The following is a 16,835-nucleotide window of genomic DNA, read 5'->3' on the forward strand; positions in this document are numbered from 1 at the left end:
GGAAGTATTTCAGGATCTGGATTTGCCATGGCAAATACGATAGGATCTTTGTTCATCTTCTTAATATCATCGACAGTTATAGTTCCTGGTCCAGATAATCCTAGGAATAAATCTGCTCCTTCAATAACTTCACTAATTGTACCTTTTTTCTTATCATGGTTTGTATTTTCAGCAAACCAGTTTTTCATAAAATTCATATTATCTGGTCGTCCCTGATATACAGCTCCAGAACGATCACAACCTATAATATTTTTTACTCCGTATGACAAAAGCATTTTCACACATGCAACACCAGAAGCACCGACACCTGCTACTACTACATTCAATTCATCTAAATTTTTATTCACTAATTTTGCAGCATTAAGTAAAGCAGCACTAACAACTACTGCTGTACCGTGTTGATCATCATGAAACACTGGAATATCTAGTTGAGCTCGTAAAGAATCTTCTATTTCAAAACACCTTGGTGCAGAAATATCTTCTAAATTAATACCACCAAATCCTGGTGCTATTCTTTTTACCGTTTCAATAATTTCTTCTGTGTCAGTTGTATCTAAACATATTGGCCATGCATCTACATTTCCAAATTCCTTGAATAGGAGTGCTTTACCTTCCATAACAGGCATTGCCGCACCAGGACCTATATCTCCAAGACCTAAAACAGCTGTTCCATCCGTAACAACTGCAACAGTATTTCGTTTACCTGTTAATTCCCAAAGTGTTTCTGGTTTATTATATATATGCATACAAACACGACCAACACCTGGTGTATAAGCTATAGATAAATCCCTACGTGTTTTTAAAGGGATTTTGCTTTGCATTTCTATTTTTCCGCCTAAATGAGAAGATAATATTGGGTCTGAATAACGTATTACCTTAACTCCCTGAAGTTTTTTTAACGCCTTTAAAATATCTGATCCAACTTTTTCGTCCCAAACACTAAAAGTTATATCTCGAACTAATTTTGCTCCAGACATTTCAACTAAATCAATTGCTCCAACAGTAGCACCTTGATCACCAATAGCAGAAAGAACTTTCCCTATCATCCCGGGTTGGTTAGAAATCTCAAGTCGCAATGTTAAAGAATTTGTAGGGGGAAGAGTTGAATCTACGCTTTCTATATCGTCTGCCTTAGCTACCTTACGAACCATAATATCGCCTTTTCTTGAGTATATATATTTTTAGAAACTCCAAAGAGTGCTCAAATTATACCAATGTAAATGAATATTGCAACCACTAAGATTCATCAATATCTATTCCAGCAATTACAACATCATCTACAGGTTTATCTCCAGGCATTGTTTCAACCTTTGAAATAGTCTCAACGACATCTTGACCTGAAGTAACAGTACCAAAAATTGTATGATTACCATTTAAATGTGGTGTAGGAACTGTTGTGATAAAAAATTGGCTACCATTAGTATTAGGACCAGCGTTTGCCATAGCTAACTTACCAGGAGTATCAAACACTAATGAAGATACAATTTCATCTTCAAATTGATAACCAGGTCCTCCTCTGCCAGTACCGTCTGGATCTCCACCTTGTATCATGAAATTTGGAATAACTCTATGAAATATTACTCCATCATAAAATCCTGATTTAGATAAACTAACGAAATTATCAACTGTTTTGGGTGTTTCTTCAGGTAATAAATTGATAACTATTTCACCGTAATTTGTTTTTATTGTTGCTTGCAATGTGTCTTCCTTTCATAAATCTGAACTTCTTATTACTAAAACTTTAACATATTTATTTACGAATTATTAGGATAAATATAACAATAAAAAAGAGAATTAAATAACAAGCAGAACTAACCCAACAACTATAACGGTTGTAGATAAAGCCTTAATAAGGATAATTTTAGGAGAAACTGATTCACCAATAGACCAATTGAATAAAATACTTACAAGCAAAGTAAAGAAAAGTAAAAATAAAGATCTGACACTTAATATTGCAGTAACCAAAGAAACAGGGCCTAAAGAAAGTGCAAGTAAAGCAAAATAGAAATGAATATTAACTAAAACAACTTCATTACTAAATACAAATAAAAATCCTTTACTTTTTGACTGAATCATATTTTTGACATCCAAATAAGAGTCTCTACGAAAATTTAAAAGAAAGAAAATAAAACCTAAAGCAAACATACGTACAGCATGTACTTGTATAATTGAAGCTTCTTCTACTGCTAATTTACTTGTAATATTTGCAGCACTATAAAGTAGGCTACCAATTATTAATAAACCAAATGCTTTATCAATAATTTTAATTTTCCAAAAATCACCGGAAAAATCCATGACTATTAATATTGCACCAATTACAACTAATATTATCCCTAACCATTGATAAAGCAGTATATTTTCATCCAAAAAAAGTAAGGCAAAAAAAGCTGTGAATATTGGATATATTTGTGAAAATGGAACTGTCCTAGTAACCTCATTTGAAAAAGTTACTTTTAAAAATAGATGCCCCTGTAGTCCAAACAATAATCCAGCAATAAATGGCCAAAAGAAATATTGTAATTGTATAGCTTCAAATGTAGAGACTATTAAAATCGTTAATATGCCAAAAGACATCTGTATTAAAGCTATTATGACAGGTAATGTATGAGAATTTGTAACATATCTATATAAAACTGTTTTATCAAATATGCTCACTAAGCCAGAAACAGCTGAACTAAATAATGCAATTATTACCCAATTGTCCATAAATTTCCTGTTTAATTGAATGAATACAAAAAGAGGATTATAATCCCTCCTATGCATTCTTACAATAAACCTGATTCAACCTCTAATAAATATAATAAACTTCCTTTTTATTATGGATGGATCATATTAGTCGTAACTGGACTAGGAATGTTTATATCTGGCCCTGGACAAACCTATTCTATCTCAATATTTATGGAACCCATGAGAAAATCTCTAGGCCTTTCATTATCAGAAATTGCTAGTTTTTATACATTTGGCTCACTCACAGCTGCAACTCTTATGATCATTGTGGGTAAGTTATTTGACAGGTACGGCGGTAGAATTTTAATGTCCTTGATAACTATTTTATTTGGACTCGCCTGCTTATGGATGACCCAAGTTTCTAATTCATATGAAGTATATATTGGATTTACAATGCTACGCGCCTTAGGACAGGGAGCCCTAACTCTTGTATCAACCAGTTTAGTAGCAATTTGGTTTATTCAATACCGAGGAAGAGCTAATGCATTTAATTCATTGGGTAGTGCACTAAGTCAAGCAATATTTCCATTGCTTATATTTTATCTAATCACAAACCTTGGTTGGGAAAATGCATGGACTGTTCTCACGTTTGTAATTTGGGGGTGTTTATTATTACCTGCAATCATAATTATACGAAGAAGTCCAGAATCTATAGGTCTTCTACCAGACGGATTAACAATAGAACAAAATGACACTATTCAACAATCTAACTTAGAAGTAAATTGGAGTTTACAAGAAGCAATGAGAACTCCAACCTTTTGGCTTTTACTATTTGCTAGCACTTCACATTCTTTTATTATAACTGCTCTCACTTTTCTACAAGTTCCCCTCTTTGAAAGTCGGGGATTGGCTCCTGAATCTGCTGCACAAGTATTTATAATCATCTCCCCAATGATAATATTAGGTTCTTTTTGTTCTGGTTTTATTATTGAAAGAGTAGCTCCTAGATTTCTATTAGGATTTAGTCAAATCATATTAATTTCAGGAATGTTATTTATCGGTACTATTTCAGCCAATTGGCATACATATATCTATGGAGCAATCATCGGGTTTAGTATGGGATTTGCTATGACTATCGGAAATGTTATCTGGGCAAATTATTATGGAAGGAATTCAATAGGAGCTATCAGAGGATTTGTAACTACAGTTATGGTAGGTTCTGCAGCACTAGGGCCTTTATCATTTGCTATTATAGTAGACACAACAAATTCGTTTGAACTTACAACTAATGTATTCACATTATTACCACTTTTATGCCTAATTGCAGCAATATTAGCTAAACCTCCAATAAAAAAATGAACCTAAACAATATGTAACATATTATGATAGAATATATAAATTACGTAATATTGGTGTTTGGTACTGGAGGTAATAATGGTTCCACCTGAGAGTCTTTTTGGGATATCCAATGCATTACTAGTGTTGATAGTGTCACTAGTTTCATTTGGTCTAGCTGGTTTCATTTTATGGCAAAGAGTATTTCGTCTAGTGTTAATCGGTAGAAAAGAAAATAGACTAGATCAACCTATACAAAGAATACTTAAAATGCTTATTGTTGTCCTTGGACAACAAAGGGTTATGCAACGATTCTCATTAAAAGACATGGCGGGGCTCGGTCATGCGATTATATTTTATGGTTTTGTACTCTTTTCAATAAGTTATGTAATATTTATCTTCGGAGATACGGCATGGCATCCATTTTCAGAAACACTATTAACAGAAACTGGAGTGAAATTTTTTGCTTCGCTTTTAAATTTTGTAGCTGTGCTAATAATATTTTCATTATCCTGGGCTCTATACAGAAGATGGGTTGCAAGACCCCATAGACTTTCTTTTGATCTTACTAGAGCCAAAGAATCAATAATTATTGTTGCTGCCATATATGGGCTTATGTTTTTTACATTAATCACAGAAGGTTTTTTTGTTGCAGCTGGTGGCACTGGTCCTGCAGCAGAAACTCCAATTGGTGGAGCTTTAGGAAATCTATTTATTGATATTGGGATAACTGGAGAAACTGCAAGTAATTTACAAGCACTTTTTTGGTGGTTACATCTTATTATTATTTTAGGTTTTGCTGTTTATATACCCATATCAAAACACATGCATATGGTTGGGGCTCCAATAAATGTATTATTTACTACTATGCAAGCTCGAGGAACTCTAAAACCTATGCCTGACTTTGAAACAGCAGAAACTTTCGGAGCTGGAGGAACAGAAGGATTTTCATGGAAATCTATTTTAGACGGTTATGCATGTGCTGTTTGCGGAAGATGTACAGATAATTGTCCTGCTAATATTAGCGGTAAATTATTATCTCCAATGCATATTGCAGAAGGTATAAAAGAGCACGTCATGGAAACAGGGGCATCTATTATAAATGCACAAAAATCAGAACAAACATATCAAGAACCAAGTCTGTTTACTGATAATAGCATGCTTAAGGAATCAGCTGTTTGGGACTGTGTCACCTGTGGTGCATGTATGGAAGAATGCCCTGTTATGGTTGAACATGTTGACTCTATTGTTGATATGCGTCGATATCTAGTAATGGAACAAGCTAGTATGCCTGAAGGTGCAGAAGGTGTTTTATTAAACATGGAACAAAGAGGACATCCTTGGAGCGGAAATCAAACCTCCAAAACAGAATGGATGGATGGACTAGATATTCCAACATTTGCTGATGAAAATGAAGCAGAAGTTCTTTTATGGGTAGGTTGTACTTCCGCATTGAACGAAGCAAATCAAAAAGCACCACGCGCTATGGCTTCTATACTACGTGTCGCTGGTATTAAATTTGCAGTACTAGGAAATGAAGAAGGTTGTACAGGAGATCCAGCCAGAAGAATTGGAAATGAATACCTATACCAAATGATGGCTGAACAAAATATTCAAACATTAAACCAATATTCATTCAAAAAAATTGTAACTCTATGTCCACATTGTTTTAACAACATCAAAAACGAATATCCACAACTTGGAGGAAATTACAAAGTTTACCACTATACTGAATTTGTGGATGAATTAATTCAAAACGGGAAATTAAAACCTGTCAAAAGCGTTGATATTAGTATGACTTACCATGACTCTTGCTATCTAGGAAGACACAACAAAGTTTATGATGCACCACGAAATATCTCAAAAGCTATTCCAGGATTAGAACTTCATGAAATGGAAAGAAACTGTGAACGAGGATTTTGTTGTGGTGCCGGTGGAGGACATATGTGGATGGAAGATAGCGGTGGTCAAAGAATAAATCATATGAGAATTGATCAATTTCTTGATACCGAAGGTGAAACATTAGGTGTTTCTTGTCCATTTTGCTATCAAATGTTCGCTGAAGGAATTCAATCAAAAGGTGTTCAGGAAAATAAACAAACCAAAGATCTTGTAGAAATTATTGCTGAAAGTGTTGTGCCTGAAGAAGAGAAATAATTACTCTATTCTATTGGTTCTGGGTACATATCACGTAGTTCGCGTTTTAATATTTTGCCCATGGGATTTTTGGGTATCTCGTCAGCAAAAATAACTGACTCTGGTTTTTTGTAACTTGCTAAGCGCTCATAACAGTGGTCAATTATTTCTTGAGGTTCTACTGACATACCTTGTTTTAGCACGACTACAGCCCTTACTCGCTCTCCCCAATACTCATCGTTTACTCCTATTACAGCTGCATCCTCAATACTTGAATGTGTAAGAATAACATTTTCAACTTCATCAGGGGCGATCATTTCTCCCCCGCGTTTAATAAAATCTTTAGCTCTACCAGACAAAAAGATATATCCTTCCGAATCCATGTACCCTAAATCTCCCGTATACAACCAACCGTCTCTAATAGTTTCGTTTGTTGCATCTTCTTTGTTCCAATATCCTTTCATTAACCTTGGTCCTTGTGCAACAATCTCACCTACATCTCCTTGGTTAACTTCATTACCATCCTCATCAACTATTTGAACAATAACGTCATCCAATGGCTTACCAATAGAACTTAACCTTTGTAGCTTAAGTTCTTGTTCTTCAGGAGTACCGGTAATTTCATGATCTTCCGGAGATAACATGGTAATAGTTGAAGCAGTTTCAGTCTGGCCAAAAGCATTGATAAAACGTGTTCCAGGAAGTTTAGTTATTGCGTCTTTAATAACAGAAGCAGGCATAGGTGCTGCACCATAAGTAATTACACCTAAGCTTGATATATCAAAATTCTGAAATTCTTCATGATCTAAAATTGCTTTAAGCATAGTAGGAACCATCATCGCCCTATTGATTCGTTCTTCTTGAACTAATCTCATCCAATCATGTGGTTCAAACTGTCTTTGAATAACTAATGTTCTACCGCCATAAATTGCTGATATTACAGCTTGCATACCTGCAATGTGATGTAATGGTACGGTCAGTATATTCTTTTCTTCCTCATCAGGATCTGCTGGCATAACATTTGCCAGAATATAGGAAGAAAAACTATCATGTTTTAACATAACTCCTTTTGGAGCTCCTGTTGTACCTGAGGTATACATAATTATATTAGTATCATCATCATCATACTCAGGAAATCTATCTTCTGATTCCCCGTCTCGAATCAAATCATCATAATTAATCCATCCTTCAGATTCATCGTCCATTGAGATAAATAATTTGACATCACTGTTATTTTTTGTAGCTTGTTTAACTAATTCATGATATCTAGAACCTGCAAATATAGCTTTAGGCTTACTATCGGTTAACATAACCTCAAGTTCATCATCCTTAACGCGAAAATTAACTGGAACATAAATGGCATCCAAGCTAGTTATTGCAAAATATGCCTCTATATGTTCATTACAATTAACTTGAATAGTAGAAACTCTATCTCCAGCAACAACGCCCAATTTGCTTAATGAATCAGCAAGTTTATTCACTCTTTGTTGTAAGGTTAAGAAATCAATTCTCTTATCTTCAAAGATAATTGCCGTTCTATCAGGAACTATTTCACTTGATAGTCGCAAAAACTCGACAGTATTCATCTACTAACCTCCATTTACTACACAAAATATCTGACGCAAGTATCAATTCTATCATCCTTGTCTAGTTTCGATAATATATTCAACACATTTTTTGGCTTCTAAATCTAATCCTTTTGATAAAGGAAGTTCTAAACCTAGTGAAATAGTTGACTTGATTAATCGATTTAATTCTCTAGGGTTATGACCTAAACGATCTAACAAGCTGTAAGCGAAGTCAATTATATGGCTTCCCTCAATACAATAATCAACCAATCCTATTTCTAAGGATTTATCTACATCTATTTGTCTCCCTAATAATAAAAGATCCAATGAATGACCTAAACCAATTTGACGAGGTATGGTTTGAGTTCCTCCAGCGGCAGGAATGATTCCAAGTCCTGTTTCAGGCAAACCAATAATTGTATCTTTTGTAGCTAACCTAACATCACATAACATAGCAATTTCCACCCCTGAACCAAATGTGTACCCATGTAACACACAGACAATAGGAATTGGTAAAGTCATAAATACTTCCCATAAATCTCTTTCTTTACGAATATTTCTAGCTATATACTGTGATGGAGCTGTCCCAAATTCAGTTAAATCTGCTCCACCACAAAATCCTTTTGAACCACTACCTTTTAACAAAATACCCTCAACTTCCATATCAAGCTTAATTGCAGTTAGCACTTCATAAAGTTCATCTCGCATTGTGGTATTAAAAGCGTTAACGACTTTAGGTCTATTGAGGGTGATAGTACCTATATTTTTATTTTTTTCATAAATAATTGTGCTAAATTGATCTATGATTTTCCCATCCTTGAATTTGCAATTTATTTAAATCGATTCCAGAAGATAACAAATCTTCTAAAGGTATTTCTATATAGTTTTTTCCAATATCATTAATATCATGAGCGTCACTAACTTCAGTTAAAATTAAATTATGTTTATCTGCTAATTCATATACTTGGTTTTTATTAATATGCCAATTATGAATAGAATTATTAACTTCAATTGATTGAATGTGATTTATTTCTATTTGCTGGGATGGATGACCAGGATGACAATAATTTCTAAATAATTTACCATTTGGTAACATAAATTCACCAACTTCATATGTCTGAAAATAATCATGTTTCATATGTAATTCTATTTCTCTACCAGGAAATACCACTATTTCATTTGGAAAATGTTTAGTAAAAATTTTGTAATATTCAAAAGAAATTTTTAATAAGTCTGGGTGAGCATGATCATGATCAGTAATTGCTATTCCATCTATACCAATTTTTTTACACTGATTGATTACTTTATATGCTGTATCTATGCTAGGTGTTTCAAAACTTGAAGCTTCCCATATATGCGTATGCAAATCAAGTTTCAGTTTTTCCCCTTTATTCACCATGTTTTGTATATATCCTTCATTCACCAATAAAATTTGGAGGCTCTTTTGTCTTAAAACTGTCTAGTCCTATTTTTCTATCATGAGTAGAATGAAGTAGTATACTTAAATCAGATTCAAACAAAAATCCTTGTCTTATATTCATATCTAATCCCTCTTTAACTGCTTCTTTGACATATCTCAAAGCAATCGGCGCAAGAGATTCCAATTTTGTTATTAACTTCGCAGTACTCGTTTCAATTTCAGACTGTGTAACAATGTAGTTAATTAATCCTAACTTAAAAGCTTGTTCAGATGTAATGACTTCACCAGATAACATCATTTCTATTGATTTTGATTTCCCTATTATCCGTGGCAATCGTTGAGTTGCCCCATCCCAAGGCAAAAATCCATTATTAATTTGTTTTAAACCAAACATGCTATCATTAGTACAAATTCTAATGTCTCCACTCAATGCTAACTCTAAAAGGTTATCAAATATATACCCATTCATTTTTACAATTACAGGACATTGTATCTTATCTATTTTAGATGCAATTCTATAGCCTTCAATAGAGTCAATATTATCAAAATTTATACTTTTTAAAGAATACGACTTGTTGGTATTTTTTATATGTAACACCACAACATTTGTTTCTTCATCTTGATTTATTTCACTACAAATTTCTTCAAATTCAGTGCAGATACTTTTGTAGTTCGTCATAGTAAACATACTGGAATCTATTAATATAGATGTAGTGCTGTTACTTTTTAAAACTTTTACAGATGTAAATTTTTTTCTTTCCGACACAATTTCTCCCATTAAAAAGTATCTTTGAAAACCAATCTCGGGGCGACTGGATTTGAACCAGCGACCCCCTGCACCCCATGCAGGTGCGCTTCCAGGCTGCGCCACGCCCCGATGATAAAGGAAAAGAATACCATTAGCAATTTCCCAGAGCAAGTTGTTTTTATATTGTACCTATTAACATAGCATGATAGACTTGCATAATTAATCACGAAATCCCTACAACTACTAAGGAGAACATAATGTTACCTGATCGAATGAAATTTGGCATATTCCTTGCTCCATTTCATTGGAAAGATGAAAATCCCACTCTATCATTACAAAGAGATTTAGAACTTGTCGAATACTTAGATCATCTAGGATATGACGAAGCCTGGATTGGGGAGCATCACAGTGCAGGTTGGGAAATAATAGCATCTCCGGAAGTCTTTATTGCTGCAGCTGCAGAAAGAACAAAACATATTCGACTAGGAACTGGAGTTACAAGCCTTCCTTATCATCATCCCTTAATAGTCGCAGATAGAATGGTTATGCTAGATCACTTAACTAAGGGAAGAACAATGTTGGGAGTTGGCCCAGGAGCTCTTGTTACAGATGCCTATATGTTGGGTATCGACCCAACCACACAAAGACCTCGAATGGATGAATCACTAAACGTAATTATGCAACTACTTGAATCTGAAGAGCCAGTTACGTGTCAAACTGATTGGTTTTCTATGAATGAAGGTCAATTACAAATGAGGCCATACACACAACCAAGATTTGAAGTAGCAGTAGCAGCAGCTCAATCTCCTTCCGGTATGGTTGCCGCTGGTAAATACGGTTTAGGGGTTTTATCTGTAAGTATTCCTCGTGGTGGCAGCATTGCCACTAATTTAAGTGACTTTTGGAAAATTGCAGAAGAAACCGCAGTAGAACATAACAAAACAGTAGATAGAAAAGAATGGCGCTTAGTCCTCCATGTTTTTTTAGCAGACACAAAAAAAGAAGCATTCACTCAGGCAAGGGAATATGCTGGAAGATATCAAAGGGAATATTTTGAAAAAACCTTAGGTCATCCGGTTACAGTAGATGATAGTGCGGATAAAATTATAGATGCAATGGTTGAAAGAGGAGCTTGGTGTGTTGGGACACCTGATGATTTAATCAATACGATCAATCGACTAGACCAAGAAAGTGGTGGATTTGGTGGAATTATGATTCAAGCTACTGAATGGGGAACCAAAGAACAAGTTTTTCATAGTTATGAACTACTTGCACGATATGTAATGCCACAATTTCAAGGTTCAGTAAGAGCTCTTAATAATTCTATGCAATGGTCACGTAATAAATCCGCAGAACTCCAAAAAATGAGAACAGAAGCTTTGGAAAAAGCAAAAACAGACTACCAGAATAAAAACTAACCTTACCAATACTATATGAACGAAATATCTAAAGAACAAAAACGAAGACTACTTGTCACTATATTAGCGGGTCATGGTATAAAACATATGTTTAACGCCGCTTTTTTCTTCCTACTTCCTGGTATAAAAGAAAGTTTATTATTAACTAACAGCCAAGTAGGTTTAATGTCCTCAACCAGGCAATTTGCTGGAGGTATTGCAAACATACCTGCAGGGTATATAGGTGATAAATATCCGCAAAAAGTTGCATTAATTCTTTCTATGACAATCATTGTATTAGGTATATTTGCTTTTTTCTTAGGAATATCTAAATCTTTTTATGTTGCTTTAATATTTTCTGGGCTTTTTAGTATAGTCATATCCTTTTATCATCCAGCGGCTATTGCTTCTCTTTCAAGAAACTTTTCAGATAGACGCGGTTTTGCTGTTGCTCTACATGGAACTGGTGGAAGTATCGGCGAAACAACAGCTCCTATATTGGTTGGAGCAATAATAAAATACACACCGTTAATTTGGAGCAGTGTATTACAAATAAGCCTACTACCTGCTGTAATTTTTGGAATATTCATGTATTTACTTTTAAAAAATATACCTCAACAAGTCACATCTGAAAACCTAACATTTGCAAAATTTGTCTCTGGAGTTGGAGGCTTATTTAAAAATAAGAAATTACTCATTGTGTTATTAATTGCTGCAGGATTTGCTGGTGGCCAAGGAACAGTTCTAACCTTTTTACCGATATATATGGATGAAAATTTAGGCTTTTCCCCATTACGAATGGGTATTTATCTTGCTCTGGCAAATGTTGGAGGTATGATAGCGCAACCTATGATGGGTTATTTATCAGATAAATACAACAGAAAACTAATTTTAGCACCTTCTCTAACAATATTGGGTATTAGTTATATATGTCTTCTTACACCAAATATTATTCTTTTCACCATCGTAATAATTATTATGGGTATTTTCTTATTCCCAATGATGGCAATATTAATTGTATCTGCTACAGACTTAGTTGAATCAAACATTCAAGGCACAACTGTCGCATTAGTATTTGCTGCTGTAACAATATTTTCTAGTTTTATTCCATCACTAGCAGGAGTGCTAGCTGATACAGATATAAAATATGCTTTTATTTTAGCATCTGGTGTAGGTGTATTTGGGGGTTTACTTGCTTTTATAGGCAATTGGACTGTTCCAAAAGGCTTGAATTAATAAAGCTTCCCTAATAGAGTTTCCCCAGCTCGTTCTTGCAATTCTGTGATTGAAAATGGTGTCTGTATACGTGGCAAGACTTCAGTACCTAACAATTTTATTTGATTATTCCATTCATCTGCACCTGCTACAGGACGCATAACAAATTTTGAAACCCCCACATTAATATAACTATTAATCATTTGTAACACATCATTAGAAGTACCTGCAGCACAATAATTATCCGGGCTTATATCATTTCTACGAGATACAAAATATTTAGAAAAATTCTGTTCTGCAATTTGTTTGTCAGTATTAATATGAAATGGAATGAAAGTTCCATAATGATCGTCAGGAATTTCATTTCCAGCTTCACTCATTCTTGATTTTATGTATTGTATACCTGAGGAACATTCTTGAGGTGTTGTAGCAGATGGCAACCATCCATCTCCCTTTCTAGCAACTCTATCCAAAGCAGCCCAACTTCTTCCACCAATCCATATTGGTGGAAATGGAGATTGTATAGGTTTAGGAAGTAAACTGACATCTTTAAAATTGAAAAACTCTCCATTAAATTCACATTTTTCACCAGACCACAAAGTCCTCATGACATCTATAGATTCATCGGTAATTCGACCACGATGTTTTTTAACAACTCCTGCCAAGTCAAATTCTTTTTGTTGATCTTGACCAAGTCCAACCACTACTAATAATCTTCCGTTTGAAAGAAAATCTAATGTTGCTAATTGTTTTGCCAAAATCGATGGTTGTCTTAAAGGAAGGATTAATGCACTTGTACCAAATTTCATTTTTTTAGTTACACCGCACAAAGCTGCAATCGAAATAACAGGATCCAAGGTATTTTCTTGACCACTTAATCGATCACTAAACCAAAGTGAATCTATACCTACTTCTTCACACAAATTAACAAATTCAAAAAATTCTGACGAATGATATGTAGGAAAAGGCCAGCCACCAACTCCTATTCCAATTCTAATTTTATTATCCATTATTCCTCTACAGCAAAAATTATAAACTAAACGAAGATTGTGCTAAATCAGCAACATATTTTCCTATAGAAAGTGAAGATGTAGCTGCTGGGGATGGGGCATTCTGTACATGTATACCCCGAGCAGTTTGTATAATACTAAAATCATCTAAAAGAAATCCAGTAGAATCTACTGCCTGAGCCCTTACTCCAGCTTCAGTGGAGACTAAATTTTCCTCACGAATTTCTGGAACAAGCTTTTGGAGAGATCGAGTAAATGATTTTTTACTCAGAGACCTGTACATTTCCGACATTCCAGTTTTCCAATATTTTGCTGCCATAATCCAAAACCCACTAAAGGATAATGTCCCGAGAAATTCTTTTGGATTAACAGTGCTGAATTTATAGCCTTCTTTAGCAAATGCCAAAACAGCATTAGGTCCTGCTTCAACTCCACCATTGATTAATCTGGTGTAATGGACACCCAAAAAAGGAAATTTGGGATCTGGAACCGGATAAATTAAACCATTTACCAAATGATGAGAATCTTCGGTTAATTCAAAATACTCTCCACGAAATGGAATAATTTTAATATTTGATTTTTCACCTATCATATTCACAATCTTATCTGCATATAATCCAGCACAATTAATTAAATATTTAGCTTTATATTCGCCAGATTTCGTTGTTAATACATACCCATTTTGATCTTCATTTATTTTTACAACTTCTGAATTAGTAAAAAGGTCTCCTCCTGCTTCCTGATATTCAGTAGCATAAGCTTGTGAAACTTGAATGTAATCAACTATACCAGTATTAGGAGAATGAATTGCTTGTACACCTGATGCATGAGGCTCAATTTCTTTTAAACGTTCAGGTCCAATCATTGTTAAACCTTCTACACCATTAGCAGTACCTCTTTCGAAAAGATTTTCAAGACGAGGAATTTCTTCCTCGTTGGTCGCCACTACCACTTTACCAACTAAATCATACTTAATATTATGCTCGTCACAAAACTCTCTCATATTTCTCGCTCCATCAACGCAGAAAGAAGCTTTCTGAGAACCTGGTCGATAATATAAACCTGCATGAATAACACCACTATTATGTCCAGTTTGATGTTTAGCTAATGTGTCTTCTTTTTCAACTAACACAACTTTTTGGTTAGGATGATTTTTTGTAATAGTCATCGCAGTTGCTAGTCCTAATATTCCGCCACCAATAATTGCGATATCATATTGTCCTGACATATTTCACCTCATGTGATCAAAATTTAATAGAAGGATAACATATAAATCCCACTTACAATTACATTTTGCTATTGTATAATTGCTCTATGTTAAGATTTTTACAAGCAATAATCATAGGTTCTTTAATACCTTTTATAGCAATTTTACCTCCAATTATTCACTTTTTTACAGGTCCAATTGGACCATTTATCGGAGGATTAATTGCAGGAACAATAACAAAATCTGATCCTCTAAAAGCAATGCTTTTATCTCTAGGAATAACTATTTCAGTGTTTTTATATTTCTTTATTGCAATAGTAGTTTTTGGAGAATCTCTCTCACTAGTACCTGATGATTTTTCCCTCGGAGGTATATTGATTACCTCAATATTATTCATTTATATTCTTGGGCTTTCTCTTCTTGGCACAATTATAGGTGGATACAATAGTCAAAAAAATAAATGAAGGGGAAATACACTAAATTTGATAAGTTACTTGTGAGTTACGTTCTGTTTTTTTAACTATATTATTATTATACATATACTCAAGATGAGATAAAGTTTCAGTTGTAGCCATACGTCTAGTCCAAAACCCTATATTTTCCCAAGTACCAACATTCCAATGAATATTTGAAGCAACCTGCCAGGCTGTTAAGCCATCGGTAGAATTTTTTATAGCATTTGTCATTTCTTGCATTCGATCTTCATGATGTTGCTTCATTACGACTACACGATCTTTCAAACCAGTAAACGTACCTTGGTGTGCCGGGTAAACAGTCTCAACATCTAAATTTTCTACCTGTGTTAATGAATCAATATATTGCCCCAAAGGATTATGATCATCACCTGGATACATACTTATATTTGGTGTAATTCGTGGAAGAACATGATCCCCTGAAAATAAGACTTTACGTTTCTTATCGTATACACAAATATGGCCAGGAGAATGGCCTGGAGTCCAAATTGAAACTATATTAGGATCTCCAAATAATTCTTCATTTTCTGTTATAAGAATATCTGCATCTGGTACTGGAGAGCGCCAAGGAGAATAATCTTCGTTTGAATGCTTTTCAACCGCTCTTTGCTCTTTTTGCATTAGCTCAATCGGGATTCCATAAAGTGTATTCCATATCTTAAATGTTTCATCATTAACATCCATTCGATTTCTACGTCGAAACTCAGATTTGGCATCCAATTGGTGCATGGCAATTTGGGCACCCGTCCATTCTCTCATCCTTTCGGAAAGACCATGGTGATCTGGATGACCATGAGTAATAAGAATATTTTTTATATCGTCAGGTTTAAAGCCTAAATCAGTAATTGATTGTGTTAAAAAATTATAGCCTTCATCAGTGCCAAGACCTGTGTCAATCAATATCCAACTATCTAAAGATTTAACAAGATAAACTAAGGTGTGGTTTAATCCTCGGTCTCTTCCTGGTATAGGAACCCTTATTTGTAATACATTTTCTTTATCTAGCATTTGTTTTTATTGTATCAATCAATTTTGTTAAGGTTGGCACTAAACCTGCTGCCAATATTAATTTAATCGTATCGCCAATCCAAAAATTCCCTACACCCCAAGAATATACCAAGCCTAGTCTTGTTGTTTCATTTGATAATATTTGATCTGATGTAATAAATATGCCAAGCCACATTAATCCAAACAAATATATAAATATTTCACCTATTAACATAATACCCGCTAAGCGAATAGGGTTTCTTCCCCATCCTCGTTCAACAAAGTAGCCTATCACTGTTGCAGCTGCTATAAATCCTATGACATATCCTTTACTTAAAAAACTTCCAGCAAACATCGAAAAACTTAGAACTCCAATATGACTAGCCCAGCCTAAAATGGCATAAAGGCTCATAGCAATAAATCCTTTTTTCATACCTAAAACTGCACCAGCCATAAGAACTACAAATGTTTGGCCTGTAACGGGGACTGCGGGATTCAAATAAAACTTAAACTGTGCTGCGAGTCCAGTTGCAGCAACAAATGAAATTATAGCTAAAAAATCTACAATCACATTAATAAACCCTTTATCTCGGGATATCACCATATCAAGTAATGGCAACTCATTATTGATTGTAAAATTTTGTCCACGCATTAAAATTCCCCCCTTACATT

The 16,835-nt window shown here is 34.4% G+C and carries 16 protein-coding genes and 1 tRNA gene; 5 read left to right on the forward strand and 12 right to left on the reverse strand.

Features of this window, described 5'->3' with window-relative positions:
* From FI695_02475 to FI695_02485, 3 genes are all read right to left on the reverse strand, one after another.
* The coding region (locus FI695_02475) for an NAD-dependent malic enzyme (protein ID MQG50828.1) at nt 1-1,151 on the reverse strand (1,151 nt) is incomplete at its 3' end.
* An 85-nt stretch (nt 1,152-1,236) separates the two neighbouring features.
* Nucleotides 1,237-1,698 (reverse strand): peptidylprolyl isomerase, encoded by a 462-nt coding sequence (locus tag FI695_02480; GenBank protein MQG50829.1) that lies wholly within the window; start codon nt 1,696-1,698, stop codon nt 1,237-1,239.
* Between the two features lie 96 nt (nt 1,699-1,794).
* Nucleotides 1,795-2,763: a hypothetical protein gene (locus FI695_02485; protein MQG50830.1), complete on the reverse strand. Its 969-nt coding sequence runs from the start codon at nt 2,761-2,763 to the stop codon at nt 1,795-1,797.
* On the opposite strand from FI695_02485, the gene FI695_02490 reads away from it, so the two are divergent.
* Nucleotides 2,758-4,026 carry an MFS transporter gene (locus FI695_02490; GenBank protein ID MQG50831.1) on the forward strand — a complete coding sequence of 423 codons (1,269 nt, stop codon included), beginning with the start codon at nt 2,758-2,760 and terminating at the stop codon, nt 4,024-4,026. The genes FI695_02485 and FI695_02490 overlap by 6 nt on opposite strands.
* A 75-nt stretch (nt 4,027-4,101) precedes the next feature.
* Nucleotides 4,102-6,159 carry a (Fe-S)-binding protein gene (locus tag FI695_02495; protein MQG50832.1) on the forward strand — a complete coding sequence of 686 codons (2,058 nt, stop codon included), beginning with the start codon at nt 4,102-4,104 and terminating at the stop codon, nt 6,157-6,159.
* Nucleotides 6,160-6,164: 5 nt separating this feature from the next.
* Here the strand turns inward: FI695_02495 and FI695_02500 are convergent, their stop codons facing one another.
* The 5 genes from FI695_02500 to FI695_02520 all read right to left on the reverse strand — a co-directional run bounded on the left by FI695_02500 (nt 6,165) and on the right by FI695_02520 (nt 10,003).
* Nucleotides 6,165-7,724 (reverse strand): long-chain-fatty-acid--CoA ligase, encoded by a 1,560-nt coding sequence (locus tag FI695_02500; protein MQG50833.1) that lies wholly within the window; start codon nt 7,722-7,724, stop codon nt 6,165-6,167.
* A gap of 51 nt (nt 7,725-7,775) precedes the next feature.
* Nucleotides 7,776-8,540, reverse strand: a complete 765-nt coding sequence (locus FI695_02505; GenBank protein ID MQG50834.1) for an enoyl-CoA hydratase/isomerase family protein — start codon at nt 8,538-8,540, stop codon at nt 7,776-7,778.
* Nucleotides 8,497-9,105: a hypothetical protein gene (locus FI695_02510; protein ID MQG50835.1), complete on the reverse strand. Its 609-nt coding sequence runs from the start codon at nt 9,103-9,105 to the stop codon at nt 8,497-8,499. The genes FI695_02505 and FI695_02510 overlap by 44 nt, the downstream gene beginning before the upstream one ends.
* 16 nt (nt 9,106-9,121) lie before the next feature.
* The gene (locus tag FI695_02515) at nt 9,122-9,904 is read right to left on the reverse strand and encodes a hypothetical protein (protein MQG50836.1); all 783 of its coding nucleotides are present in this window, start codon (nt 9,902-9,904) and stop codon (nt 9,122-9,124) included.
* 25 nt (nt 9,905-9,929) lie between these two features.
* Nucleotides 9,930-10,003, reverse strand: a tRNA-Pro gene (locus tag FI695_02520).
* A 125-nt stretch (nt 10,004-10,128) separates the two neighbouring features.
* Between FI695_02520 and FI695_02525 the strand changes: the two genes are divergently transcribed.
* Complete coding sequence (locus FI695_02525) at nt 10,129-11,292, forward strand: LLM class flavin-dependent oxidoreductase (GenBank protein ID MQG50837.1); 1,164 nt, start codon at nt 10,129-10,131, stop codon at nt 11,290-11,292.
* 15 nt (nt 11,293-11,307) lie between these two features.
* Nucleotides 11,308-12,507 (forward strand): MFS transporter, encoded by a 1,200-nt coding sequence (locus FI695_02530; protein MQG50838.1) that lies wholly within the window; start codon nt 11,308-11,310, stop codon nt 12,505-12,507.
* On the opposite strand, the gene FI695_02535 is transcribed toward FI695_02530, so the two are convergent.
* Both FI695_02535 and lhgO read right to left on the reverse strand, forming a co-directional pair.
* Nucleotides 12,504-13,496 carry a TIGR03619 family F420-dependent LLM class oxidoreductase gene (locus FI695_02535; GenBank protein MQG50839.1) on the reverse strand — a complete coding sequence of 331 codons (993 nt, stop codon included), beginning with the start codon at nt 13,494-13,496 and terminating at the stop codon, nt 12,504-12,506. The two genes, FI695_02530 and FI695_02535, sit on opposite strands and share 4 nt — an antisense overlap.
* 19 nt (nt 13,497-13,515) lie before the next feature.
* Nucleotides 13,516-14,724, reverse strand: a complete 1,209-nt coding sequence (lhgO, locus tag FI695_02540; GenBank protein MQG50840.1) for an L-2-hydroxyglutarate oxidase — start codon at nt 14,722-14,724, stop codon at nt 13,516-13,518.
* An 86-nt stretch (nt 14,725-14,810) separates the two neighbouring features.
* Here lhgO and FI695_02545 point away from each other — a divergent pair, with 86 nt between their 5' ends.
* Nucleotides 14,811-15,167, forward strand: coding sequence for a hypothetical protein (locus FI695_02545; protein MQG50841.1), 357 nt, complete (start codon nt 14,811-14,813; stop codon nt 15,165-15,167).
* 12 nt (nt 15,168-15,179) lie between these two features.
* On the opposite strand, the gene FI695_02550 is transcribed toward FI695_02545, so the two are convergent.
* Both FI695_02550 and FI695_02555 read right to left on the reverse strand, forming a co-directional pair.
* A complete protein-coding gene (locus FI695_02550) occupies nt 15,180-16,184 on the reverse strand; it encodes an MBL fold metallo-hydrolase (GenBank protein ID MQG50842.1) in 1,005 nt (334 codons plus the stop codon).
* Nucleotides 16,174-16,815 (reverse strand): biotin transporter BioY, encoded by a 642-nt coding sequence (locus FI695_02555; protein ID MQG50843.1) that lies wholly within the window; start codon nt 16,813-16,815, stop codon nt 16,174-16,176. Before FI695_02555 ends, FI695_02550 begins: the two co-directional genes overlap by 11 nt.
* Nucleotides 16,816-16,835 lie beyond the last annotated feature (20 nt).

Source organism: SAR202 cluster bacterium, from assembly GCA_009392515.1.
Classification (GTDB): Bacteria; Chloroflexota; Dehalococcoidia; order Lucifugimonadales; family UBA6952; genus UBA6952.

Bases quoted from the DNA above. Each gene is read 5' to 3' on its own strand.
- FI695_02490 (MQG50831.1), top strand. From the start codon at position 2,758: ATGCATTCTTACAATAAACCTGATTCAACCTCTAATAAATATAATAAA.
- FI695_02500 (MQG50833.1), bottom strand. From the start codon at position 7,724: ATGAATACTGTCGAGTTTTTGCGACTATCAAGTGAAATAGTTCCTGAT.
- FI695_02545 (MQG50841.1), top strand. From the start codon at position 14,811: ATGTTAAGATTTTTACAAGCAATAATCATAGGTTCTTTAATACCTTTT.
- FI695_02530 (MQG50838.1), top strand. From the start codon at position 11,308: ATGAACGAAATATCTAAAGAACAAAAACGAAGACTACTTGTCACTATA.
- FI695_02515 (MQG50836.1), bottom strand. From the start codon at position 9,904: ATGGGAGAAATTGTGTCGGAAAGAAAAAAATTTACATCTGTAAAAGTT.
- FI695_02485 (MQG50830.1), bottom strand. From the start codon at position 2,763: ATGCATAGGAGGGATTATAATCCTCTTTTTGTATTCATTCAATTAAAC.
- FI695_02495 (MQG50832.1), top strand. From the start codon at position 4,102: ATGGTTCCACCTGAGAGTCTTTTTGGGATATCCAATGCATTACTAGTG.
- FI695_02555 (MQG50843.1), bottom strand. From the start codon at position 16,815: ATGCGTGGACAAAATTTTACAATCAATAATGAGTTGCCATTACTTGAT.
- FI695_02510 (MQG50835.1), bottom strand. From the start codon at position 9,105: ATGGTGAATAAAGGGGAAAAACTGAAACTTGATTTGCATACGCATATA.
- lhgO (MQG50840.1), bottom strand. From the start codon at position 14,724: ATGTCAGGACAATATGATATCGCAATTATTGGTGGCGGAATATTAGGA.
- FI695_02535 (MQG50839.1), bottom strand. From the start codon at position 13,496: ATGGATAATAAAATTAGAATTGGAATAGGAGTTGGTGGCTGGCCTTTT.
- FI695_02550 (MQG50842.1), bottom strand. From the start codon at position 16,184: ATGCTAGATAAAGAAAATGTATTACAAATAAGGGTTCCTATACCAGGA.